At 55.9% G+C, this 18,000-nt stretch carries 16 protein-coding genes and 3 pseudogenes; 18 read left to right on the top strand and 1 reads right to left on the bottom strand.

The annotated features are described in order from the left end of the window. Nucleotides 1-166 precede the first annotated feature (166 nt). The 6 genes and pseudogenes from AC3IUA_RS04255 to AC3IUA_RS04230 all read left to right on the top strand — a co-directional run bounded on the left by AC3IUA_RS04255 (nt 167) and on the right by AC3IUA_RS04230 (nt 4,242). On the top strand, nt 167-520 hold the full coding sequence (locus AC3IUA_RS04255) for a co-regulatory protein PtrA N-terminal domain-containing protein (RefSeq protein ID WP_489359268.1): 354 nt from the start codon (nt 167-169) through the stop codon (nt 518-520). A gap of 165 nt (nt 521-685) precedes the next feature. After that, entirely contained in the window at nt 686-1,219 is a 534-nt protein-coding gene (locus tag AC3IUA_RS04250) for a cupredoxin domain-containing protein (protein ID WP_489359267.1), read from the top strand. A 97-nt stretch (nt 1,220-1,316) separates the two neighbouring features. Then, nucleotides 1,317-1,568: a DUF2933 domain-containing protein gene (locus AC3IUA_RS04245; protein ID WP_489359266.1), complete on the top strand. Its 252-nt coding sequence runs from the start codon at nt 1,317-1,319 to the stop codon at nt 1,566-1,568. Nucleotides 1,569-1,570: 2 nt separating this feature from the next. Next, nucleotides 1,571-1,708, top strand: a pseudogene (locus AC3IUA_RS04240) (hypothetical protein); the annotation flags it as partial. Nucleotides 1,709-1,825: 117 nt separating this feature from the next. Next, nucleotides 1,826-3,929 (top strand): annotated as a pseudogene (locus AC3IUA_RS04235) (copper-transporting P-type ATPase). A 112-nt stretch (nt 3,930-4,041) separates the two neighbouring features. Beyond that, on the top strand, nt 4,042-4,242 hold the full coding sequence (locus AC3IUA_RS04230) for a heavy-metal-associated domain-containing protein (protein WP_489359265.1): 201 nt from the start codon (nt 4,042-4,044) through the stop codon (nt 4,240-4,242). Nucleotides 4,243-4,291: 49 nt separating this feature from the next. Here AC3IUA_RS04230 and AC3IUA_RS04225 read toward each other — a convergent pair. Further along, nucleotides 4,292-4,485: pseudogene (locus AC3IUA_RS04225) on the bottom strand (metal-sensing transcriptional repressor); the annotation flags it as partial. 176 nt (nt 4,486-4,661) lie between these two features. Here AC3IUA_RS04225 and AC3IUA_RS04220 point away from each other — a divergent pair. From AC3IUA_RS04220 to AC3IUA_RS04165, 12 genes are all read left to right on the top strand, one after another. Next, a complete protein-coding gene (locus tag AC3IUA_RS04220; RefSeq protein ID WP_489359264.1) occupies nt 4,662-4,868 on the top strand; it encodes a co-regulatory protein PtrA N-terminal domain-containing protein in 207 nt (68 codons plus the stop codon). Between the two features lie 220 nt (nt 4,869-5,088). After that, a complete protein-coding gene (locus AC3IUA_RS04215) occupies nt 5,089-6,942 on the top strand; it encodes a copper resistance system multicopper oxidase (RefSeq protein WP_489359263.1) in 1,854 nt (617 codons plus the stop codon). 12 nt (nt 6,943-6,954) lie between these two features. Beyond that, nucleotides 6,955-7,227 (top strand): hypothetical protein, encoded by a 273-nt coding sequence (locus AC3IUA_RS04210; protein WP_489359262.1) that lies wholly within the window; start codon nt 6,955-6,957, stop codon nt 7,225-7,227. Next, on the top strand, nt 7,199-8,254 hold the full coding sequence (locus AC3IUA_RS04205; RefSeq protein ID WP_489359261.1) for a copper resistance protein B: 1,056 nt from the start codon (nt 7,199-7,201) through the stop codon (nt 8,252-8,254). Before AC3IUA_RS04210 ends, AC3IUA_RS04205 begins: the two co-directional genes overlap by 29 nt. Nucleotides 8,255-8,263: 9 nt before the next feature. Then, entirely contained in the window at nt 8,264-9,079 is an 816-nt protein-coding gene (locus AC3IUA_RS04200; protein ID WP_489359260.1) for a c-type cytochrome, read from the top strand. Next, nucleotides 9,069-9,536 carry a DUF411 domain-containing protein gene (locus tag AC3IUA_RS04195; protein ID WP_489359259.1) on the top strand — a complete coding sequence of 156 codons (468 nt, stop codon included), beginning with the start codon at nt 9,069-9,071 and terminating at the stop codon, nt 9,534-9,536. The genes AC3IUA_RS04200 and AC3IUA_RS04195 overlap by 11 nt, the downstream gene beginning before the upstream one ends. Nucleotides 9,537-9,718: 182 nt before the next feature. Beyond that, nucleotides 9,719-10,465: an AraC family transcriptional regulator gene (locus AC3IUA_RS04190; protein WP_489359258.1), complete on the top strand. Its 747-nt coding sequence runs from the start codon at nt 9,719-9,721 to the stop codon at nt 10,463-10,465. A 68-nt stretch (nt 10,466-10,533) separates the two neighbouring features. Further along, nucleotides 10,534-11,403 (top strand): sterol desaturase family protein, encoded by an 870-nt coding sequence (locus tag AC3IUA_RS04185; protein ID WP_489359257.1) that lies wholly within the window; start codon nt 10,534-10,536, stop codon nt 11,401-11,403. A gap of 248 nt (nt 11,404-11,651) precedes the next feature. Continuing rightward, complete coding sequence (locus AC3IUA_RS04180) at nt 11,652-11,987, top strand: hypothetical protein (protein ID WP_489359256.1); 336 nt, start codon at nt 11,652-11,654, stop codon at nt 11,985-11,987. A gap of 101 nt (nt 11,988-12,088) precedes the next feature. Then, on the top strand, nt 12,089-13,345 hold the full coding sequence (locus AC3IUA_RS04175) for a TolC family protein (RefSeq protein WP_489359255.1): 1,257 nt from the start codon (nt 12,089-12,091) through the stop codon (nt 13,343-13,345). Beyond that, the gene (locus tag AC3IUA_RS04170; protein WP_489359254.1) at nt 13,342-14,817 is read left to right on the top strand and encodes an efflux RND transporter periplasmic adaptor subunit; all 1,476 of its coding nucleotides are present in this window, start codon (nt 13,342-13,344) and stop codon (nt 14,815-14,817) included. The genes AC3IUA_RS04175 and AC3IUA_RS04170 overlap by 4 nt, the downstream gene beginning before the upstream one ends. Then, the gene (locus AC3IUA_RS04165; protein ID WP_489359253.1) at nt 14,814-17,969 is read left to right on the top strand and encodes an efflux RND transporter permease subunit; all 3,156 of its coding nucleotides are present in this window, start codon (nt 14,814-14,816) and stop codon (nt 17,967-17,969) included. The genes AC3IUA_RS04170 and AC3IUA_RS04165 overlap by 4 nt, the downstream gene beginning before the upstream one ends. Nucleotides 17,970-18,000 lie beyond the last annotated feature (31 nt).

Genomic DNA, 18,000 nt, shown 5'->3' with positions numbered 1-18,000 from the left:
ATAGGTCCGGCCAACCAGAAACTGACAGAAATGTAATCCTGGCTTCAGGTAGATGTCAGCAAGCGTTGTCTAGGGTTGGATCATGAGCACTTTCAAGTGCTCATCCGGCTCTCCAGCGAGAAAAATCCTCCGGAGTCGGACAACATCCCTATCAAGGAGCAGCCCCATGAATTCTCTTAAAACCTTGTTTCTGGTTGGCTCGATCCTGCTTTCGGCTCCGGTATGGGCTGAGGGCGGCGGAGATCGAGTGATGGTACGCATGGAAAATATGCGGGATAAAGCCGAAGTCGTTTTGGTTCAAGCCGAAAAAGCCCCCGAGGGACAACGCTTTGCGCACATGACAGAACACATGAAGATGCTTGGCGATCTCATGAGCGAACTTCACAAGGACCATCCCGACGCATCGATGACACCTCAACAGCACCTCGCCTGGATGGAGAAGCACGACAAAATCGTCGATGACGTTCTGAGCCAAATGCAACGCGAGCACAAATTGATGCTTTCAGAAAAGCATCAGTAAAGGCTCTACGTTCATGGTTTCCCGCGCCTCATCAGGTTCAAACGGCGTCGCTTCGACGCCGTGTTTTATTTCAGAAACTGACCGAAAGTAGTGTTCAGGTCAGTTAACCGGCAACTCAATTTCCTTAGCATAACCCGTGCTACTCACTTTCACTTTGAGGTCTCTATGAATGCGAAATTTGCTATCCCGGTTTGCGCTGCAATAACTCTTTTCCTCAGTTCTACAGCCATAGCCAGCGTTGGCCACGGGAAAGATGACATTGGTCAGCCTGGAGCAGCGGCCGAGGCTACCCGCACGGTTGAAGTGAAAATGGGCGATATCTCCTTCGAGCCCAAAAACATAGATGTCAAACCTGGAGAGACGGTTCGCTTTGTCCTGCGCAACGAAGGCTCGCTGCTGCATGAATTCAACATCGGCAAAGCAGCTGCCCATGCCGCGCATCAAAAAGATATGGCAGCTATGGTCCAGAACGGCACACTCAGTCCTACCGGACAAGCGCATGCCATGAGCGATATGGGACACATGGGAGGGATGAAGATGGTCGGGATGGAGCACAACGATCCCAACAGCGTTCTGATCGAACCTGGGACAACCAAAGAGCTTGTCTGGACCTTTTCCAAGACCACAGGCCTGGAGTTTGCCTGCAACGTTCCGGGCCACTATCAGTCGGGGATGGTTGGTCAGTTTGACGTGAAATAAGCGTTGTTTGATCGATATCACAGCCTCAGAGCGAGCATTGACTACTCTCTGTCGCAAACGTCACCGCAGTTCTTGTCAGGACACTGAGGACCACATCATGACTAACCATCCGCATTCGGTTGAAAATTCGCCTTCTTCCTTCTGGAGGAGCAAAACGGGTGTCGTACTGATCATGCTGGTAGCAATCGGTGTTTTCTACGTCCTCCGGGAACACTTCGGCCATATTTCACCTTATCTGCCCTATCTGATTCTGTTGATCTGCCCATTGATGCATTTTTTCGGGCACGGTCACGGCGGTCATGGTCGACACGTGAGCTCGGAAACCAACAAGGACGATAAAGGAAACTAGTCATGTCTAACGCCATGAGTCACCGCGTTCATGATCAGGCTCATCCGGTAAAACCCCACGATGGTGGTCTACGCGACCCAGTGTGCGGCATGGCTGTTACCCCGCTGAGCACGTTCAGTGAGCTTTACGAGGGGCAGGCCTATCAGTTCTGCAGCCTGAAGTGCCAAGAGAAATTTCGAGCAGAACCCCGGCGTTATGCTGCGGATCCGTCTGATACCAATCCCCCTGGTGACACTGATCCCGCGGCTGAGCCACGAATGGGCACTGAATTCACTTGCCCCATGCACCCAGAGATACGTCAGCCTGGCCCCGGCACCTGTCCTAAATGCGGAATGGCATTGGAACCTGTCATGCCAGGGCTGGAAGAGGAAGAAAACCCAGAGCTCATGGACTTCACCCGTCGCTTTTGGTGGTCGTTGCCGTTAACCGTGATCGTGACCGTACTCGCTATGGCGGGACATTCGTTGCAACTCTTCCACGGAGCCACACAGAACTGGGTGGAACTGGTCCTTGCTACCCCCGTGATCCTATGGGCAGGTTGGCTCTTTTTTGTGAGGGGCGTTGCGTCCATTCGTCAGCGCAGTCCCAATATGTGGACCTTGATAGGTCTGGGTACAGCAGCGGCCTATCTTTACAGCGTTGTGGCCACGCTATTTCCCCAGAGTTTTCCTGCCACCTTTATGCAAGAGGGACGCATCGGCGTTTACTTCGAAGCCGCCGCGGTCATCGTCTCACTCACCCTACTTGGGTAGATGCTCGAGCTCAAAGCCCGCTCGCAAACCTCAGCCGCTATTAAATCTCTTCTGGGTCTCTCCCAAAACGGCACGCAAAATCAATTCCGATGGCCAAGAGAAAGATATCCCTCTGACGCATGCGCACAAGGGTGACCACCTCCGGGTAAGGCCGGGTGAGAAGGTGCCGGTTGATGGCTCCGTACTGGAAGGTGAAAGCGCGGTCGACGAGTCAATGCTGACCGGTGAGCCCGTGCCGGTGATGAAGAGAGTTGGTGATAGTCTGATAGGGACCACGCTAAATACCCATGGCAGTCTGGTGATGGAGGCACAGAAGGTTGGGGCCGAGACCATGCTGTCGCAAATCGTACAGATGGTGGCCCGCGTTCAACGCTCCAAAGCACCAATGCAACGCATGGCTGATGCCATTGCCGGGTACTTTGTGATGGGCGTCATCGCTATTGCGGTACTGACGCTCTTGGGCTGGGGGCTTTTTGGTCCTGAGCCCAGTTGGGTCTTCGGCTTGATCAATGCGGTCTCTGTGCTGATCATTGCCTGTCCTTGCGCCCTAGGGCTCGCGACGCCGATGTCGATTATGGTCTCCACCGGTAAGGCGGCCAGCATGGGCGTGCTGTTCAGAGATGCCAGTGCTATCGAGAACCTTTGCAAGATCGACACGCTGATCGTTGATAAGACCGGCACCCTCACAGAGGGGCGTCCAGTTTTTCACAGCGTGGAGGTCACTCCGAGTTTCGACCCCAATGATGCTCTACAACTCGCTGCCAGCCTCGATAAAGGCAGTGAGCATCCCTTGGCTCATGCCATTGTTGATCATGCTCGTGCTGAAAATCTTGTTCTAACAAAACCTGACTCATTCGAGTCCGGTTCTGGAATTGGGGTCAGAGGTTTGGTAAATGGAAAGAAAATCCAGCTGGGTAATACTGCCTTGGTGGAAGAGGCTGGTGTGAACATCAGCCCCCTCAAAAACCGTGCAGAGCTGTTACGACTTGAAGGTATCAGCATCATCTATGTTGCGGTCGACGGAGTACTGGCTGGGTTGCTCGCAGTCTCAGATCCGATCAAGCCGACCTCCAAAGAGGCCGTCACCAAGCTCAAGGCTGACAATGTAAAAGTCATCATGGCCACTGGTGATGGGCTCACCACGGCACGAGCTGTCGCCAAGGAAATGGGCATTGAAGAAGTCCACGGTGAAGTGAAGCCTCAGGACAAAGAGCGTCTGGTCGCGGACCTTCAGCAATACGGCCGGCGGATAGCAATGGCTGGCGACGGTATTAATGATGCGCCTGCCTTGGCCCGAGCAGATGTGGGCATCGCCATGGGGACCGGGACAGACGTCGCGATGAACAGCGCGCAACTGACTCTGGTTAAAGGCGACTTGATGGGAATTCTTCGAGCGCGAGCTCTTTCTGTCGCGACAGTAAAAAACATGCGGCAGAACTTGGGCTTCGCCTTTCTCTACAACTCGATGGGTATACCACTCGCGGCGGGTCTGCTGTATCCACTGACCGGGCATCTCTTATCACCGATGGTCGCGGCCATCGCGATGAGTGTCAGCTCTGCATCTGTTGTTTTCAATGCATTGAGGCTGAGAAACATCCGTATAGATTGAGGCTTTGGAACCATTCAAACCGGGGGTGCAGACACCCCTTGACCTTCCTATCGTGTCAACGTTGATGCTGTGCCTGCGGCCAAAGAGGCCACTCACCATGAGAGGAATAACTATGTTCGTCTTAGACGTTTCAGGCATTGGCTGCGGTAGCTGTGTTAGCAAAATTACCAAAGCGATTCAATCGTTGGATGACGAGGCAACAGTTTCGGTGGATCGTGCTGCCGGCAAGGTCAACGTTAAAAGCATCGAAAACCCGGAGCGAGTCCGCGCTGCTGTTGAAGCATTGGGTTTTCCTTCCAAGGTCAGTGTCTGAGGCGGTGTTCTGCCCCAGCGTTAACGCCCTCATGCACAACTCTCCTGACTCATTTCAGAGATGAGCGCAGGGCCGAGATGACCTGATCCAAGTCTTCTTGGCGTTGTTCAGGAGTAACAAATTTAGCACCCAGGTGCTCCCGGATATGCCCTTCAAGCACTTCTGCCATCAACCCTCTTTTACAGCGCCTCTCACCACTGCAATCTGTTGCAAAACTGCAGAGCACTCTACTTCCTGTTCCAACGTACACAGCCGGTTGTTCAGGAGGAAAGCGCAACCTGACGCAACTGTAATTTTCACCTAAGGCTTCTGACAGGGAATGACGGTTAAGGTGGCATCGAGCCTAAGGCTCAGCCCCCAGAATCATTTATTGATGTGGATTCTACGGGGCAACCAAATACTTATCCGAGGCTACCCAAATGAAATCCATGAAAACCCTATTTGTTATTGCCGCGTTGACCGTCTCTTCCCTGGCCATAGCCGAAGGCGGTGGTGACCGGGCATTTGCACGTATGGAAGCGGCCAAGAAAGACTCGATGGAGTCGTACCAAATTGCCCAAAAGCAAGGCACTCAAGCCCCCGTAGCCGAGAGCAAAACCAAAGCCGCCGATCACGCTAAGTGCTGAAATGATTGGCGCATTCCCAAGCTGACAGAAATGTAATCACCGCGATGGTTCAAATGTGGCAATTTCTAAACTCGCTTGCCGTATGACTTCGTCTTGAGTGGCGGCGGAAAAAGCTCATCCGGGCTTAAAACGATTCTCCGAGAGAACGCCTTCAACCTGTAAGTGCAACTCACAGGTTGTTGCGCACGGCTTCCCTTTTGATTGATTGGACAAACACGGCATGCATTCCAAAACCTCTAGGCGGACATTCGTTAAAGGCCTGGCCGCTGGTGGCATTCTCGGCGGGCTTGGCCTATGGCGCACTCCCGTATGGGCGGTGACCAGTCCCGGTTTTCCCAACGTACTCACCGGCAACGAATTTGATCTATTCATTGGCGAAACCCCAGTGAACATCACCGGCTCGGCGCGCACAGCGATGACCATTAACGGCTCTTTGCCGGGACCGCTGCTGCGCTGGCGTGAAGGGGAAACGGTCACTCTGCGGGTGAAAAACCGCCTTGATCAGGACACCTCTATCCATTGGCACGGGATCATCCTGCCCGCCAATATGGACGGTGTTCCAGGCTTAAGCTTTCACGGCATCGCACCCGATGGCATGTATGAGTACAAGTTTAAAGTCCATCAGAATGGTACTTACTGGTACCACAGCCACTCGGGTTTTCAGGAACAGGCTGGTGTCTACGGGCCCATCGTGATCGACTCGAAAGAGCCAGAGCCTTTTCAATACGACCGTGATTATGTGGTAATGCTGACCGATTGGACCGATGAAGATCCTGGTCGCGTTATGGCCAAACTCAAGAAACAGTCGGACTACTACAACCACCACAAACCTACTGTCAGCGACTTCATCAACGATGTCAGCGAGAAAGGCTGGTCCGCGACGGTGGCGGATCGCAAGATGTGGGCCGAAATGAAAATGAACCCCACCGATCTTGCAGACGTCAGTGGGGATACATACACCTATCTCATGAATGGCCAGGCCCCTGACGGTAACTGGACCGGGATTTTCAAACCGGGTGAGAAGCTGCGCCTGCGCTTTATTAACGGTTCGGGCATGAGCTACTTCGACGTCCGTATCCCAGGCTTGAAAATGACCGTGGTGGCCGCCGACGGCCAGCACGTCAACCCTGTCAGCGTCGAAGAGTTCCGCATTGCCGTGGCAGAAACCTATGACGTGATTGTGGAGCCTGTCAGTCAGGAGGCTTACACCATTTTCGCCCAGTCCATGGATCGAACCGGATATGCCCGCGGAACCCTGGCGGTACGCGAAGGGATCAAGGCGACCGTTCCAGCGATCGATCCACGTCCTCTTTTGACCATGGATGATATGGGGATGGGAGGAATGGATCACGGCAACATGGCAGGCATGGATCACAGCACCATGAAACCGGGCGACATGGCGGGTATGGATCACAGCAAGATGACTGGCATGGATCAGGGCGATATGTCTGGCATGACCGGTATGGACCACAGCAAGATGGCCGGCATGGATCAGGGTGATATGGCCAGCATGGACCACAGCAAGATGGCGGGCATGGGCGGAGGAGCTATACAGTCTCACCCGGCTTCCGAAACCAACAACCCGTTGGTTGATATGCAAGCCATGAGCACAGCACCGAAGCTAGACGATCCCGGTATTGGCTTGCGGAACAACGGCCGTCGCGTTCTTACCTACTCTGACCTTAAGAGCACTTTCCAGGACCCGGATGGTCGCGAGCCCAATCGCACCATTGAGCTGCACCTGACCGGTCATATGGAAAAGTTCGCCTGGTCATTTAACGGTATCAAATTCTCTGACGCTGAGCCATTGCGCCTCAAGTATGGCGAGCGTCTGCGCATCACACTGGTGAACGACACCATGATGACCCACCCCATCCACCTCCACGGCATGTGGAGCGACCTGGAGGATGAGAACGGCAATTTCATGGTGCGCAAGCACACGATCGATATGCCGCCAGGCACTAAGCGAAGCTATCGAGTAACAGCTGATGCGCTAGGGCGCTGGGCTTATCACTGCCACCTGCTATTTCACATGGAAATGGGCATGTTCCGTGAAGTACGGGTTGATGAGTAAAGGAGACGGGTTATGAGCAAATATCTGAATCGTAAGTCGCTGATCGGTTGCACCCTTGCCATTGGCCTGTTAGGGGGAGTGCCCTTTGCACTGGCAGGAGAAAGCAGTGGCGGTCATTCCCACTCTGCTCCTGCATCTTCAACGGAAAAGCCAGAACCAACCCAAAATTCCAAGGCCCATGAATCCAAAACCGATCACGGTTCCATGGATCATGGTTCGATGGATCACAGCAAGATGAGTGATGAGTCGATGGATCATGACCAAAAAACCAAAAAAGCGGATTGAGATCATGACCAGTAAGCTTCTACGTCCAACTCTGATGGCGATGACGGTCTCAGTCAGTGCCACTTTTGTTGGCTTGGCCAGCGCCGCTGAAGAGATGGATCCGTCGATGACCATGTCCTCTGGAACCGAGTCGAAACCGGCGGTATCTCAAAAGCCGATCCCCGCCAAAGACGGCCAGATGGATCATTCCAAGATGGATCATGGTTCGATGGAGGCGATGGACCACAGCAAAATGAATCATGGGCAGATGGACCAAGGCCAAATGGAAGGCATGGATCACAGCAAAATGAATATGAATACTGGGGCGACCAGCACGAGTCGAACTCCCATTCCCGTATTAACAGATGCTGATCGTAAAGCTGCTTTTCCGCCTGTGGCAGGCCATGGTGTTCATGACAAAAGCCTCAACACGTTCTTTCTCCTTGATCAGTTCGAGTATCAGGATGCTGATAACGGCAGTGCCCTGAGTTGGGATGCACAAGGTTGGATTGGCGGCGACATTGATCGTTTATGGCTGCGGTCGGAGGGGGAGCGTACCAACGGTGTGACTGAAGACGCCGAACTCCAGGCGCTATGGGGGCACTCAATTGGTCCATGGTGGGATGTCGTCACCGGCGTACGCCAGGACTTCAAACCCGGCTCGCCGCAGACTTGGGGCGCCTTCGGCATCCAGGGCATGGCCCTCTACAACTTTGAAGCTGAAGCCACCGCTTTCATCGGTGAGAACGGCCAGACCGCAGCTCGGTTAGAGGGCGACTACGACATTCTGCTGACCAATCGCCTGATCCTGCAGCCCACAGCCGAAATGAACTTTTACGGGAAAAACGATCCTCAACGGGGCATTGGCTCTGGTTTGGCCAATACCGAAGTGGGTATGCGGTTGCGCTACGAGATTGTCCGGGAGTTTGCCCCCTACATCGGGGTTACCTGGAGTCGCTCCTATGGCAAGACCGCCGACCTTGCTAGCGATGAAGGGGAAGATACGAACGAGGCGCGATTTGTCGCCGGTATTCGGATGTGGTTTTGAGAGCCTGACATGAAAAGAACATTGAAAACATTGACTGCTGCTGGTGTGGTCGCCGCAATAGCAGGTGCCGGCGTGGTGTATTTTGGTGTGATTAATGTTGGGGCGGATGATCCGCATTCCGAACCCGTTTACTCACTTCTGTCCACTGCTCGGGATCGCTCGATAGCAGTGCGCTCACGCGATATTGAAGTTCCCGACCTGAGCGATGAAACTCTGATTCGTGCAGGTGCTGGTAACTACAACTCAATGTGCATTGGCTGCCACCTTGCTCCGGGTATCGCAGGAACCGAGTTAAGTAATAGCCTTTACCCTGCACCTCCAAATCTTTCAAAACTGGGCGTTGATGGAAACCCTGCCGCAGCGTTCTGGATCATCAAGCATGGAATCAAATCCACAGGCATGCCCGCCTGGGGTAAAAGCATGGCTGATCCCTACATCTGGGGAATGGTCGCTTTTCTTAAGCAGCTTCCCACCCTGAATGCAGAGCAATACACCGCTCTAGCAGTCAGCAGTGGTGGTCATCAACACGGTGGCGGCGAGAGCAAAATGCATAACCATGAAGGTCAGCATGAAGGTCAAAAGGGGGCTGCCTCTGGACATCATGATGCGGGGGCAGCCGAAGAAGTAGCCGAAGCAGGCGACCATCATGGCGAGAGGAACCGCGCCCATGCCCATGAGGCTGCCGCAGCGCCTTCTCAGGATGAAAGTCCCGAACACGCCAATTCTCTGGGTGCCGAGGCTTCACATGACGCTTCTGCAACTCCGGCCGCTCAGCCAAAAACTCATACCCATGCTGATGGGAAGGAACATACCCATGCGAAATAACTTTCTTCGTCCCGGTCGGGCACTTCGCCTCGCTGCATTCGCGGCTCTGTTTATCAGTTCCGCTGGTCATGCAGCAGAACCGCTGACAATCGATGTCCATCGTGACGCTAACTGTGGATGCTGCAAGAAGTGGATGCAGCACCTTGAAGCTAACGGCTTCACGGTCGTTGATCATGTAGAAACCAACATGAGCGCGATCAAGCAGGACCTGGGTGTTGTTCCGCGTCTCTCGTCATGCCACACCGCGGTGATCAACGGAAAATTTGTTGAAGGCCATGTACCTGCCGAGCAAATAGTTGCTTTGAGCAAACGCGATGACCTTATCGGGATTGCTGTGCCGGGCATGCCGGCAGGCTCGCCTGGTATGGAGGTCGGTGGGAAGCAGGATGCGTATCAGGTCATCGGCCTGAGCAAAGCAGGTACCGACCAAGTGATCGCTGAGTACCCGGCAAACTAATCACAAACGTTCATAACCCGAACGATGGTAAACCGGTCGATCCGGCATCGGCAAAACACTAAAATGTCCGGGTACGAATAGCCCATCATGGCCCAGCATCAATACGATGCCGCCGTCAGATGCCGAATGACTATACGTGTGCAGTCGGCACGGACAAAAGCGGAAGTGGGCCGAGCTAGAGAATGAAGAGCTGGGTTACAGCAGAGACCGTGCGCTGGGCAGGTCATGCATGGGTAGGTCCCGGTATCGGTGTCTTTCATGGCCGCGCCGGTCACCAGGAATGGCACCTTCATCAAGCGCATCAGATCTCAGTTGGCCTCGACTCAACTGTATCGGTTCAAACCCCGATGGGTGTTCAAACAGGGGGTGCCATCTTCATTCCGGCCGGCTTGAAACACCGGCTGATCGCCGGTCACGTTCTGTCGATCTATGTGGATGCGCTGTCCGAGGAAGCCCGTGCTTTGCAGGGTGCCGAAGAAGCGAGGGTGATTTGGATCACTCCGGCGGACGTAGCGCCGATTATCAACGCGCTGCACGCGATAGGACACACTGATCTCCAGGTTAGGACCGGGGTGCGCCAGGCGCTGCGACTCCCCGATCTTCCGCCCCCAGATCCTCGCTTGATCAAGGTAATTGAGGCGCTGCGCAGAGGCCAAATGGGACGCAGAGAATTGGCCGCTGTGGTGCATCTATCCCCCACGCGGTTTTCTCATTGGTTCGTGGAGCAGACGGGGCTGCCGCTTCGTAGTTACGCGAGATGGTTACGTCTCACGCAAGCTCTGCAGCATTTGGCCAAAGGTGTACGGCTGACCGACGCTGCTCATGAGGCGGGCTTTTCAGACTCGGCTCATTTCTCCCGGACATTCCGGGCGCTACTGGGTATCGATCCGTCATCCGCCTTGGCTGAAGTTCATCTCCAGGAGGTTTAGCTCTTTCGTTCAAGTCGAAAGCTGGCCTCTTCACATATTGTGATGGTTCCATATCCAGGAGCTGAGCAATGCCTTCCTTTCTCCGATTCGCCTTACGGTGGGTGAGCTATCCACTTGTGTTTGGCGGCTCTGCTGCCTTCATGATCTGGGCGCTGTATACCGGCGTATCGTATTGGCCCACGATTCCCCTTGTCGCTGCAGTGGGACTTTTGATCATTGCTGGTTTGGAGCGCATCCAACCTTTCCGCGAAGCCTGGCTTGAGGATCATCAAGACACCGCGACAGACCTGCTGCACATGCTGGTGAACCTTTCCGTCATTCAATTCACAGCTGGAATCCTGGTCAAGCTTGGTGATGCGGTGCCAGCTTCGGTTCGTCTCTTTCCGATCGAGAGCCCGCTGTGGTTACAGTTGCTACTGGTCATCGCTGTGCTCGATCTGAGCCTGTATGCCATGCACCGGATCAGTCACCGAGTGCATTGGCTGTGGCGTTTTCACATGCCTCATCACAGCGCCGAGCGGTTGTATTGGATGAACGGGGAGCGACGACATCCGTTGCACGCGGTGCTTATGGCGAGTCCGGGGCTGGTGATTCTGTTCGCATCAGGCGCACCCTCCGCAGTTGTGGCCATCTGGTTTGGAATTCTAACAGTGCACTTGGCCTTTCAGCATTCGAACCTGGACTACCGGCTGGGATGGTTGCGCCACATTATCGGTGTTGCTGAAATTCATCGCTGGCATCACAAGCGCGACTTTGAGGACGCCCAGGTCAACTTTGGTGAGTTTCTGATGGTGTGGGACCGACTGTTTGGCACGTTCTACGACAGTGTGGGGAAACTAGGCCAAGCCGAGGTCGGATTGCATGAAAAGGATTACCCCCAAAACTACCTTGGACAGCTCATCGAACCCTTTGAGCGAGATCGGGTAAACAAAGGCTAGTGGGCTCCCTCGCTTTGCAGCTATGGCAACCAGTGATGCCGCACTGAAGGTAAAACCGACCAAAGATGATCCGAACGGCATGCTGTAAGCTGTAACTACTTCCATGCTCAGGGAGTTGGGCTCGGCTGTTTAGCGATTCATTGTTTCTGAGAGAGGGTATTCATGTTGACCTGCAGGCGCTATCTGGCTGGCTCTTCCTGACAGATTCGTAATTGTATAGCCCATTCCCAGCGACTAGACTCCCTCGCATGAAACGCTATCTGCGGTTTTTCCTCATTTTTCTGATCAGCTTGGCGCTTCCCCTGAGCGGGATGGCGGGGATTCAGTCACCGACAGAACCTTGCCCGATGAACACGACGGGCATGACCATGATGGATGATATGAACCAGGACCGTGACATGAGCAGCTCCGCCGATCATGGTAAACCCTGCAAACCTGGCCAGGAATGCAGGAGCGCCAGTCTGTTACAAGTGTCGTTTGGGAAACCTGCCACCCGTTTGTCCAGTCCGCAGATGCTAACAATCTTCAGCGACTTCCTGCCTACTTATACCCCGTCCGGGGTGTGGCGACCGCCTCGCGCTTGATACCTGCACCACACTGAGTCTCATCCCGCTCTGACGCGGGATGGCATATCTGCGCGCATGTTTGAAGAGGCGCGCAGTGGATCATCACAGGAATCGTGAACATGAATTCCAAGTGCTACTGCACCGGTTGGCCCCTCGTGGTTGCCCTGGCGGCAAGCGTGCTGGCATTGCCGAGCCTTGCTGCGCCGCTGACACTCGACGAAGCCTTGCGCCTTGCTGAAAACAATGCACCATCGCTGACCGCCCAAGCAGCCAAACTGCAAGCCGCACGCAGCGCCGCCATTCCAGCCGGCGAACTACCCGACCCCAAGCTCCTGCTGGGCGTACAAAACTACCCCATCGGCGGACCTGACCGCTGGCGCCTCGAGCAGGACTTCATGACCATGCAGATGGTCGGCGTCATGCAGGAGGTGCCCAACCGTGACAAGCGTAGGGCGCGCATCGAAGTTGCTGAAGCATCGATAGATCGAGCCGCGGCCGAAAGCCGTGTCGAGCGGCTGAATGTCCGACAGGCCACGGCATTGGCCTGGATCAGCAGCTATTCCGTCGAGCGTAAAGAGGCGCTGTTTCAGGATTTTTACCGGGAGAACCGTTTGTTGGCTGATACCGTCCGGGCGCAGATCGCCGGTGGTCTTGCTCAGCCTGCCGATGCGGTAACGCCGAAACAGGAAGCGGCTCAGTTGGCGGAACAACAAGACGACCTGATCCGCCTGCGGGCCCAAGCCAGAGCGGCTCTCAGACGCTGGATAGGTCCGGCCGCCAATGACCAGCCCGTCGGCAGCTTGCCTGAATGGCCCATTCACGCCTCGGGTTACTCCCATAAGCTGCAATATCACCCCGCACTGGCGGCGTTCGTTCCGATGACTCGCGAAGCGCAAGCCAAGGTCCATGAAGCAGAGTCGGAAAAGCAGTCCGACTGGAGTTGGGAGCTTGATTACCAGCGCCGCGACCGTCAGTTCGGCGACATGGTCAGCGTGCAATTCACGTTCGACCTGCCACTGTTCCCCGACTCCCGACAAAACCCGAAGATCGCCGCCAAACACGCCGAACTGAATCAGTTGGAGGCCGAGCGCGAAGCTCTCGTACGTGAACATACCCAGCAGCTGGAGGACGATCTGGCCGAATACGACCGTCTGAACCGTGCTGTGCGCCGCAGCCAGGACAGCCTGTTACCCCTGGCCAAGGAAAAGGTTGGGCTGACCATGGCCAGCTACCGCGCCGGTAAAAGCGACTTGGCGGCTGTCATCGCTGCCCGACGTGAACTCATCGAGACCCGCCTCAAACAGATCGACTTCGAAGAACAGCGAGCCCTCACCAGTGCTCGCCTGTATTTTGCTTATGGGGACGCCAATCAATGAGCTCTCGAATCTGGAAAGGGGCTTTGCTGACAGGCCTCTCGATTGCCTTGGGCGCTGCCGGCGGTTACTGGTTCGCTCAACAGCGCATGCCTGATAGCACAGCCGAACAGGCCCCTAAAGCCCAAGACGAACGCAAAGTACTGTATTGGTACGACCCGATGTCCCCGCAGCAGAAGTTCGATAAACCAGGCAAATCTCCCTTCATGGATATGGAGTTAATGCCCCGCTACGCTGATGCTGCAGCGGACAGTGCGGCCATCAGTATCGACCCCAGCCTGACCCAGAATCTCGGCTTGCGACTGGCTACCGTCACTCGCGGCGTGCTTGCTTCCAGCCTGGACGTGGTCGGTGTGTTGGCATTCAACGAGCGGGATGTTGCGGTGATTCAATCGCGTACTGCTGGCTTTGTGGAGCGGGTGTATGCCCATGCTCCAGGTGATGTGCTCAAAGCCAATGCGGCTTTGGCCGATATCCTGGTCCCGGAGTGGGCCGCTGCTCAGGAAGAGTTTCTCGCACTCAAACGCAGTGGCGATGCCGACTTGCTGGCGGCAGCGCGCCAACGCTTGCGCTTGACCGGGATGCCAGCGACGTTGATTGCTCAAGTGGAGCGAAGCGGCAAGACCCAGCCGGTCCTGACGCTCACCAGCCCCATAAGCGGTGTGCTGCAAGAGTTGAATGTACGTTCGGGTATGACCGTGGCGGCCGGCGAGACTCTGGCTCGAGTCAATGGCTTGAGCAGCGTCTGGCTGGCAGTGGCCGTTCCAGAGTCGGAAACTGGGTCGATCATCATGGGGCAAGCTGTAGAAGCACGTCTGCCAGCCTTTCCGGGAACAGTGCTCAAGGGCACGGTCAGCGCGATTCTGCCCGAAACTAACCCCGACAGCCGAACTGTGCGTGTGCGGGTCGAACTGCCCAACCCTGATGGGCGACTCAGACCGGGTATGACGGCCCTGGTGCACCTGAATCGTTCAACCGAACAAAGTGTGCTGTGGGTGCCGAGCGAGGCAATCATTCGCACCGGCCGACGCGTCTTGGTGATGCTCGCCGAAGACGCTGGTCGCTACCGACCCGTAGAAGTGCAACTCGGGCAGGAAAACGAAGGCAAGACGGTGGTGTTGAAGGGGTTGGAAGAAGGCCAGCAGGTAGTCAGCTCTGGACAGTTCCTGCTCGACTCTGAGGCCAGTCTCAAGGGCATTGTTGCGAGCACGCTGGAAATGTCACCACCCAGCGCAGCAGCCTCCAGCTTTCATGAGGCGGATGGGCAGATCGTCGAGATCAATAACCAAGACGTAACTATCGCCCTTGGTCCGTTCAAGACGCTGGGCATGCCTGGTATGACTATGACCTTCCCATTGGCTGACCCTGCTCTCAAGCAAGGACTCAAGACGGGCGACAAGGTTCGGGTTGCGGTGAGCCAAACCGATGATGGATTGCGCGTTGAACGCCTGGAAAAACTAGGGGGCCAGCCATGATCGCCGCCCTTATCCGCTGGTCAGTCGCCAACCGTTTTCTGGTACTGCTGGCCACGTTGTTCGTCACGGTCTGGGGCGTTTGGTCGGTTCAGAGCACTCCCATCGACGCATTGCCAGACCTTTCCGATGTTCAGGTGATTATCCGCACCCCTTATCCGGGACAAGCGCCGCAAATAGTTGAGAATCAGGTGACCTATCCGTTGGCCACCACCATGCTCTCGGTGCCGGGGGCTAAGACCGTACGCGGCTATTCTTTTTTTGGCGACAGCTTCGTGTACGTGTTGTTTGAAGACGGTACGGACTTGTACTGGGCCCGCTCGCGGGTGCTGGAATACTTGAGTCAGGTCCAAAGCCGCCTGCCGGCTTCCGCCAAACCGTCCTTGGGACCCGACGCCACAGGCGTGGGCTGGATCTATCAGTACGCCCTGGTGGATCGCAGTGGCGGACACGACCTGGCGCAACTGCGCGCCTTGCAGGACTGGTTCCTCAAGTTCGAACTCAAGACCCTGCCCAACGTTGCGGAAGTGGCCACCGTGGGCGGCATGGTCAAGCAGTACCAGGTGCAGCTCGACCCACTCAAACTGGCCAACCTAGGCATCACTCAAGCAGCGGTGACTGAGGCTATCGGCAAGGCCAATCAGGAAACCGGTGGTGCGTTGCTGGAGATGGCGGAGACCGAGTTTATGGTGCGCGCTTCCGGTTATCTGAAGACACTCAACGACTTTCGTGCGATTCCGCTTAAGCTGGGCGCTGGTGGCGTACCAGTGACCCTCGGCGACGTGGCGACGATCCAGCTGGGGCCGGAGATGCGTCGTGGCATCACTGAACTCGACGGCGAAGGCGAGACCGTCGGCGGCGTGGTGATTCTGCGCAGCGGCAAGAACGCTCGCGAAACCATTGCGGCGGTCAAGGCCAAGCTCGATGACCTGAAAAGCAGCCTGCCGCCCGGGGTGGAAATCGTCACCACCTACGACCGCAGCAAGCTGATCGACCGCGCCGTGGAAAACCTCAGCTACAAACTGCTTGAGGAGTTCATCGTCGTCGCATTGGTCTGTGGGATATTTCTCTGGCACCTGCGTTCATCCCTGGTGGCCATTATCTCTTTGCCGGTTGGGGTGCTCATTGCCTTCATCGTCATGCGGCACCAAGGAATCAACGCCAACATCATGTCTCTTGGCGGGATTGCCATTGCCATCGGCGCCATGGTGGATGCCGCTGTGGTAATGATCGAGAACGCCCACAAGAAGATCGAGGCCTGGCATGTGGCCCATCCTGGGGAGGAGTTGAAGGGCGAACGTCACTGGCATGTGATGACCGAAGCGGCGGCGGAGGTTGGACCGGCGCTGTTCTTCTGCCTGCTGATCATCACCCTGTCGTTCATCCCGGTGTTCACCCTGGAGGCTCAAGAGGGTCGTCTGTTTGGTCCATTGGCCTTCACCAAGACTTATGCCATGGCTGCGGCGGCCGGACTGTCGGTAACTCTGGTGCCGGTGCTGATGGGCTACTGGATTCGTGGTCGGATACCTAAAGAGGACCAGAACCCGCTGAACCGCTGGTTGATCAGGATCTATCAGCCGGCTCTGGATGCGGTGTTACATCGGCCCAAAGTCACCCTACTGATCGCATTAATGGTTTTCCTCAGCGCGTTGTGGCCGATCTCGCGCTTGGGTGGCGAGTTCCTCCCTGCGCTGGACGAGGGCGATTTGCTCTATATGCCTTCGGCTCTGCCGGGGTTGTCGGCGCAGAAAGCGGCGCAGCTGCTGCAACAGACTGACCGCTTGATCAAGACGGTACCCGAAGTCGAACACGTTTTTGGTAAGGCTGGTCGTGCCGAAACCGCGACCGACCCAGCGCCGCTGGAGATGTTCGAGACCACTATCCAGTTCAAACCACGTGAGCAGTGGCGTCCTGGTATGACCCAGGAAAAATTGGTGGAAGAGCTGGATCGAGTGGTGCGCGTCCCTGGGCTGACTAATATTTGGATACCACCGATCCGCAACCGCATCGATATGCTCGCCACCGGGATCAAGAGTCCGATCGGAGTGAAAATTGCCGGCAGCAACTTGACGGAGATCGATGCGGCCACCCAGGCGGTCCAGCGCGCGGCCAAGGACGTGCCGGGGGTCAGTTCGGCCTTGGCTGAACGATTGACGGGCGGCCGCTACATCGATGTGGATATCGACCGCAAAGCCGCAGCCCGCTACGGGTTGAATATCGCTGATGTGCAGTCGATCGTCGCCGGTGCTATTGGTGGTGAAAACGTTGGCGAGACCATTGAAGGGCTCGCCCGCTTCCCGATCAATGTGCGTTATCCCCGAGAGTGGCGTGATTCGCTTGGCGCCCTGGAGCAACTGCCGATCTACACCCCGCTGGGGAGCCAGATCACCCTTGGCACGGTGGCGAAGGTCAAGGTCAGTGAAGGTCCGCCGATGCTCAAGAGCGAAAATGCCCGACCTTCCGGATGGGTGTATATCGACGTGCGTGGTCGGGACATTGCCTCTGTGGTTGCTGATCTACGTCGGGTTGTAAGTGAACAGGTCAAGCTGCAGCCAGGCATGAGCCTGAGTTACTCAGGGCAGTTTGAGTTTCTTGAACGAGCCAACGCACGGCTCAAACTGGTGGTGCCAGCCACGCTGTTAATCATTTTCGTGCTGCTGTACCTGACGTTTTCCCGATTCGACGAGGCTTTGCTAATCATGGCCACCTTGCCATTCGCCCTTACAGGTGGGGCGTGGTTCCTCTACCTGCTGGGATTCAACCTGTCGGTAGCTACTGGCGTCGGTTTTATCGCTCTGGCGGGTGTGTCTGCCGAATTCGGCGTGATCATGCTGCTCTACTTGAAAAACGCCTGGGCCGAACGTGTAGAGGCCGGCGACAGTACCGAGCGTGGGCTAATCGCAGCAATTAGCGAAGGAGCCGTGCAGCGGATTCGACCCAAGGCGATGACGGTGGCGGTCATCATTGCTGGCCTGTTACCGATCCTATTGGGCAGCGGTTCCGGGAGCGAAGTGATGAGCCGCATCGCCGCACCCATGGTCGGCGGTATGGTCACCGCGCCCTTGTTGTCCCTGTTTGTCATCCCGGCAGCTTACCGCTTGATGCGCCGCCGACGCCTCGCTGTTGAATCCACACTTTTGCAAGGAAGCAAATAAGTGATCTTGTCCGACTGTGCCTTTGCACGGC

It is taken from the genome of Pseudomonas sp. KH_050, assembly GCF_057838875.1.
Note: the sequence above shows the minus strand (reverse complement) of the source record. Positions and strands in the feature narration are given on the sequence as shown.

What these genes read in the sequence shown, in the direction of transcription:
- AC3IUA_RS04255 (WP_489359268.1), top strand. Translation starts at nt 167, where the DNA reads ATGAATTCTCTTAAAACCTTGTTTCTGGTTGGCTCGATCCTGCTTTCG.
- AC3IUA_RS04250 (WP_489359267.1), top strand. Translation starts at nt 686, where the DNA reads ATGAATGCGAAATTTGCTATCCCGGTTTGCGCTGCAATAACTCTTTTC.
- AC3IUA_RS04245 (WP_489359266.1), top strand. Translation starts at nt 1,317, where the DNA reads ATGACTAACCATCCGCATTCGGTTGAAAATTCGCCTTCTTCCTTCTGG.
- AC3IUA_RS04230 (WP_489359265.1), top strand. Translation starts at nt 4,042, where the DNA reads ATGTTCGTCTTAGACGTTTCAGGCATTGGCTGCGGTAGCTGTGTTAGC.
- AC3IUA_RS04220 (WP_489359264.1), top strand. Translation starts at nt 4,662, where the DNA reads ATGAAATCCATGAAAACCCTATTTGTTATTGCCGCGTTGACCGTCTCT.
- AC3IUA_RS04215 (WP_489359263.1), top strand. Translation starts at nt 5,089, where the DNA reads ATGCATTCCAAAACCTCTAGGCGGACATTCGTTAAAGGCCTGGCCGCT.
- AC3IUA_RS04210 (WP_489359262.1), top strand. Translation starts at nt 6,955, where the DNA reads ATGAGCAAATATCTGAATCGTAAGTCGCTGATCGGTTGCACCCTTGCC.
- AC3IUA_RS04205 (WP_489359261.1), top strand. Translation starts at nt 7,199, where the DNA reads ATGACCAAAAAACCAAAAAAGCGGATTGAGATCATGACCAGTAAGCTT.
- AC3IUA_RS04200 (WP_489359260.1), top strand. Translation starts at nt 8,264, where the DNA reads ATGAAAAGAACATTGAAAACATTGACTGCTGCTGGTGTGGTCGCCGCA.
- AC3IUA_RS04195 (WP_489359259.1), top strand. Translation starts at nt 9,069, where the DNA reads ATGCGAAATAACTTTCTTCGTCCCGGTCGGGCACTTCGCCTCGCTGCA.
- AC3IUA_RS04190 (WP_489359258.1), top strand. Translation starts at nt 9,719, where the DNA reads ATGAAGAGCTGGGTTACAGCAGAGACCGTGCGCTGGGCAGGTCATGCA.
- AC3IUA_RS04185 (WP_489359257.1), top strand. Translation starts at nt 10,534, where the DNA reads ATGCCTTCCTTTCTCCGATTCGCCTTACGGTGGGTGAGCTATCCACTT.
- AC3IUA_RS04180 (WP_489359256.1), top strand. Translation starts at nt 11,652, where the DNA reads ATGAAACGCTATCTGCGGTTTTTCCTCATTTTTCTGATCAGCTTGGCG.
- AC3IUA_RS04175 (WP_489359255.1), top strand. Translation starts at nt 12,089, where the DNA reads ATGAATTCCAAGTGCTACTGCACCGGTTGGCCCCTCGTGGTTGCCCTG.
- AC3IUA_RS04170 (WP_489359254.1), top strand. Translation starts at nt 13,342, where the DNA reads ATGAGCTCTCGAATCTGGAAAGGGGCTTTGCTGACAGGCCTCTCGATT.
- AC3IUA_RS04165 (WP_489359253.1), top strand. Translation starts at nt 14,814, where the DNA reads ATGATCGCCGCCCTTATCCGCTGGTCAGTCGCCAACCGTTTTCTGGTA.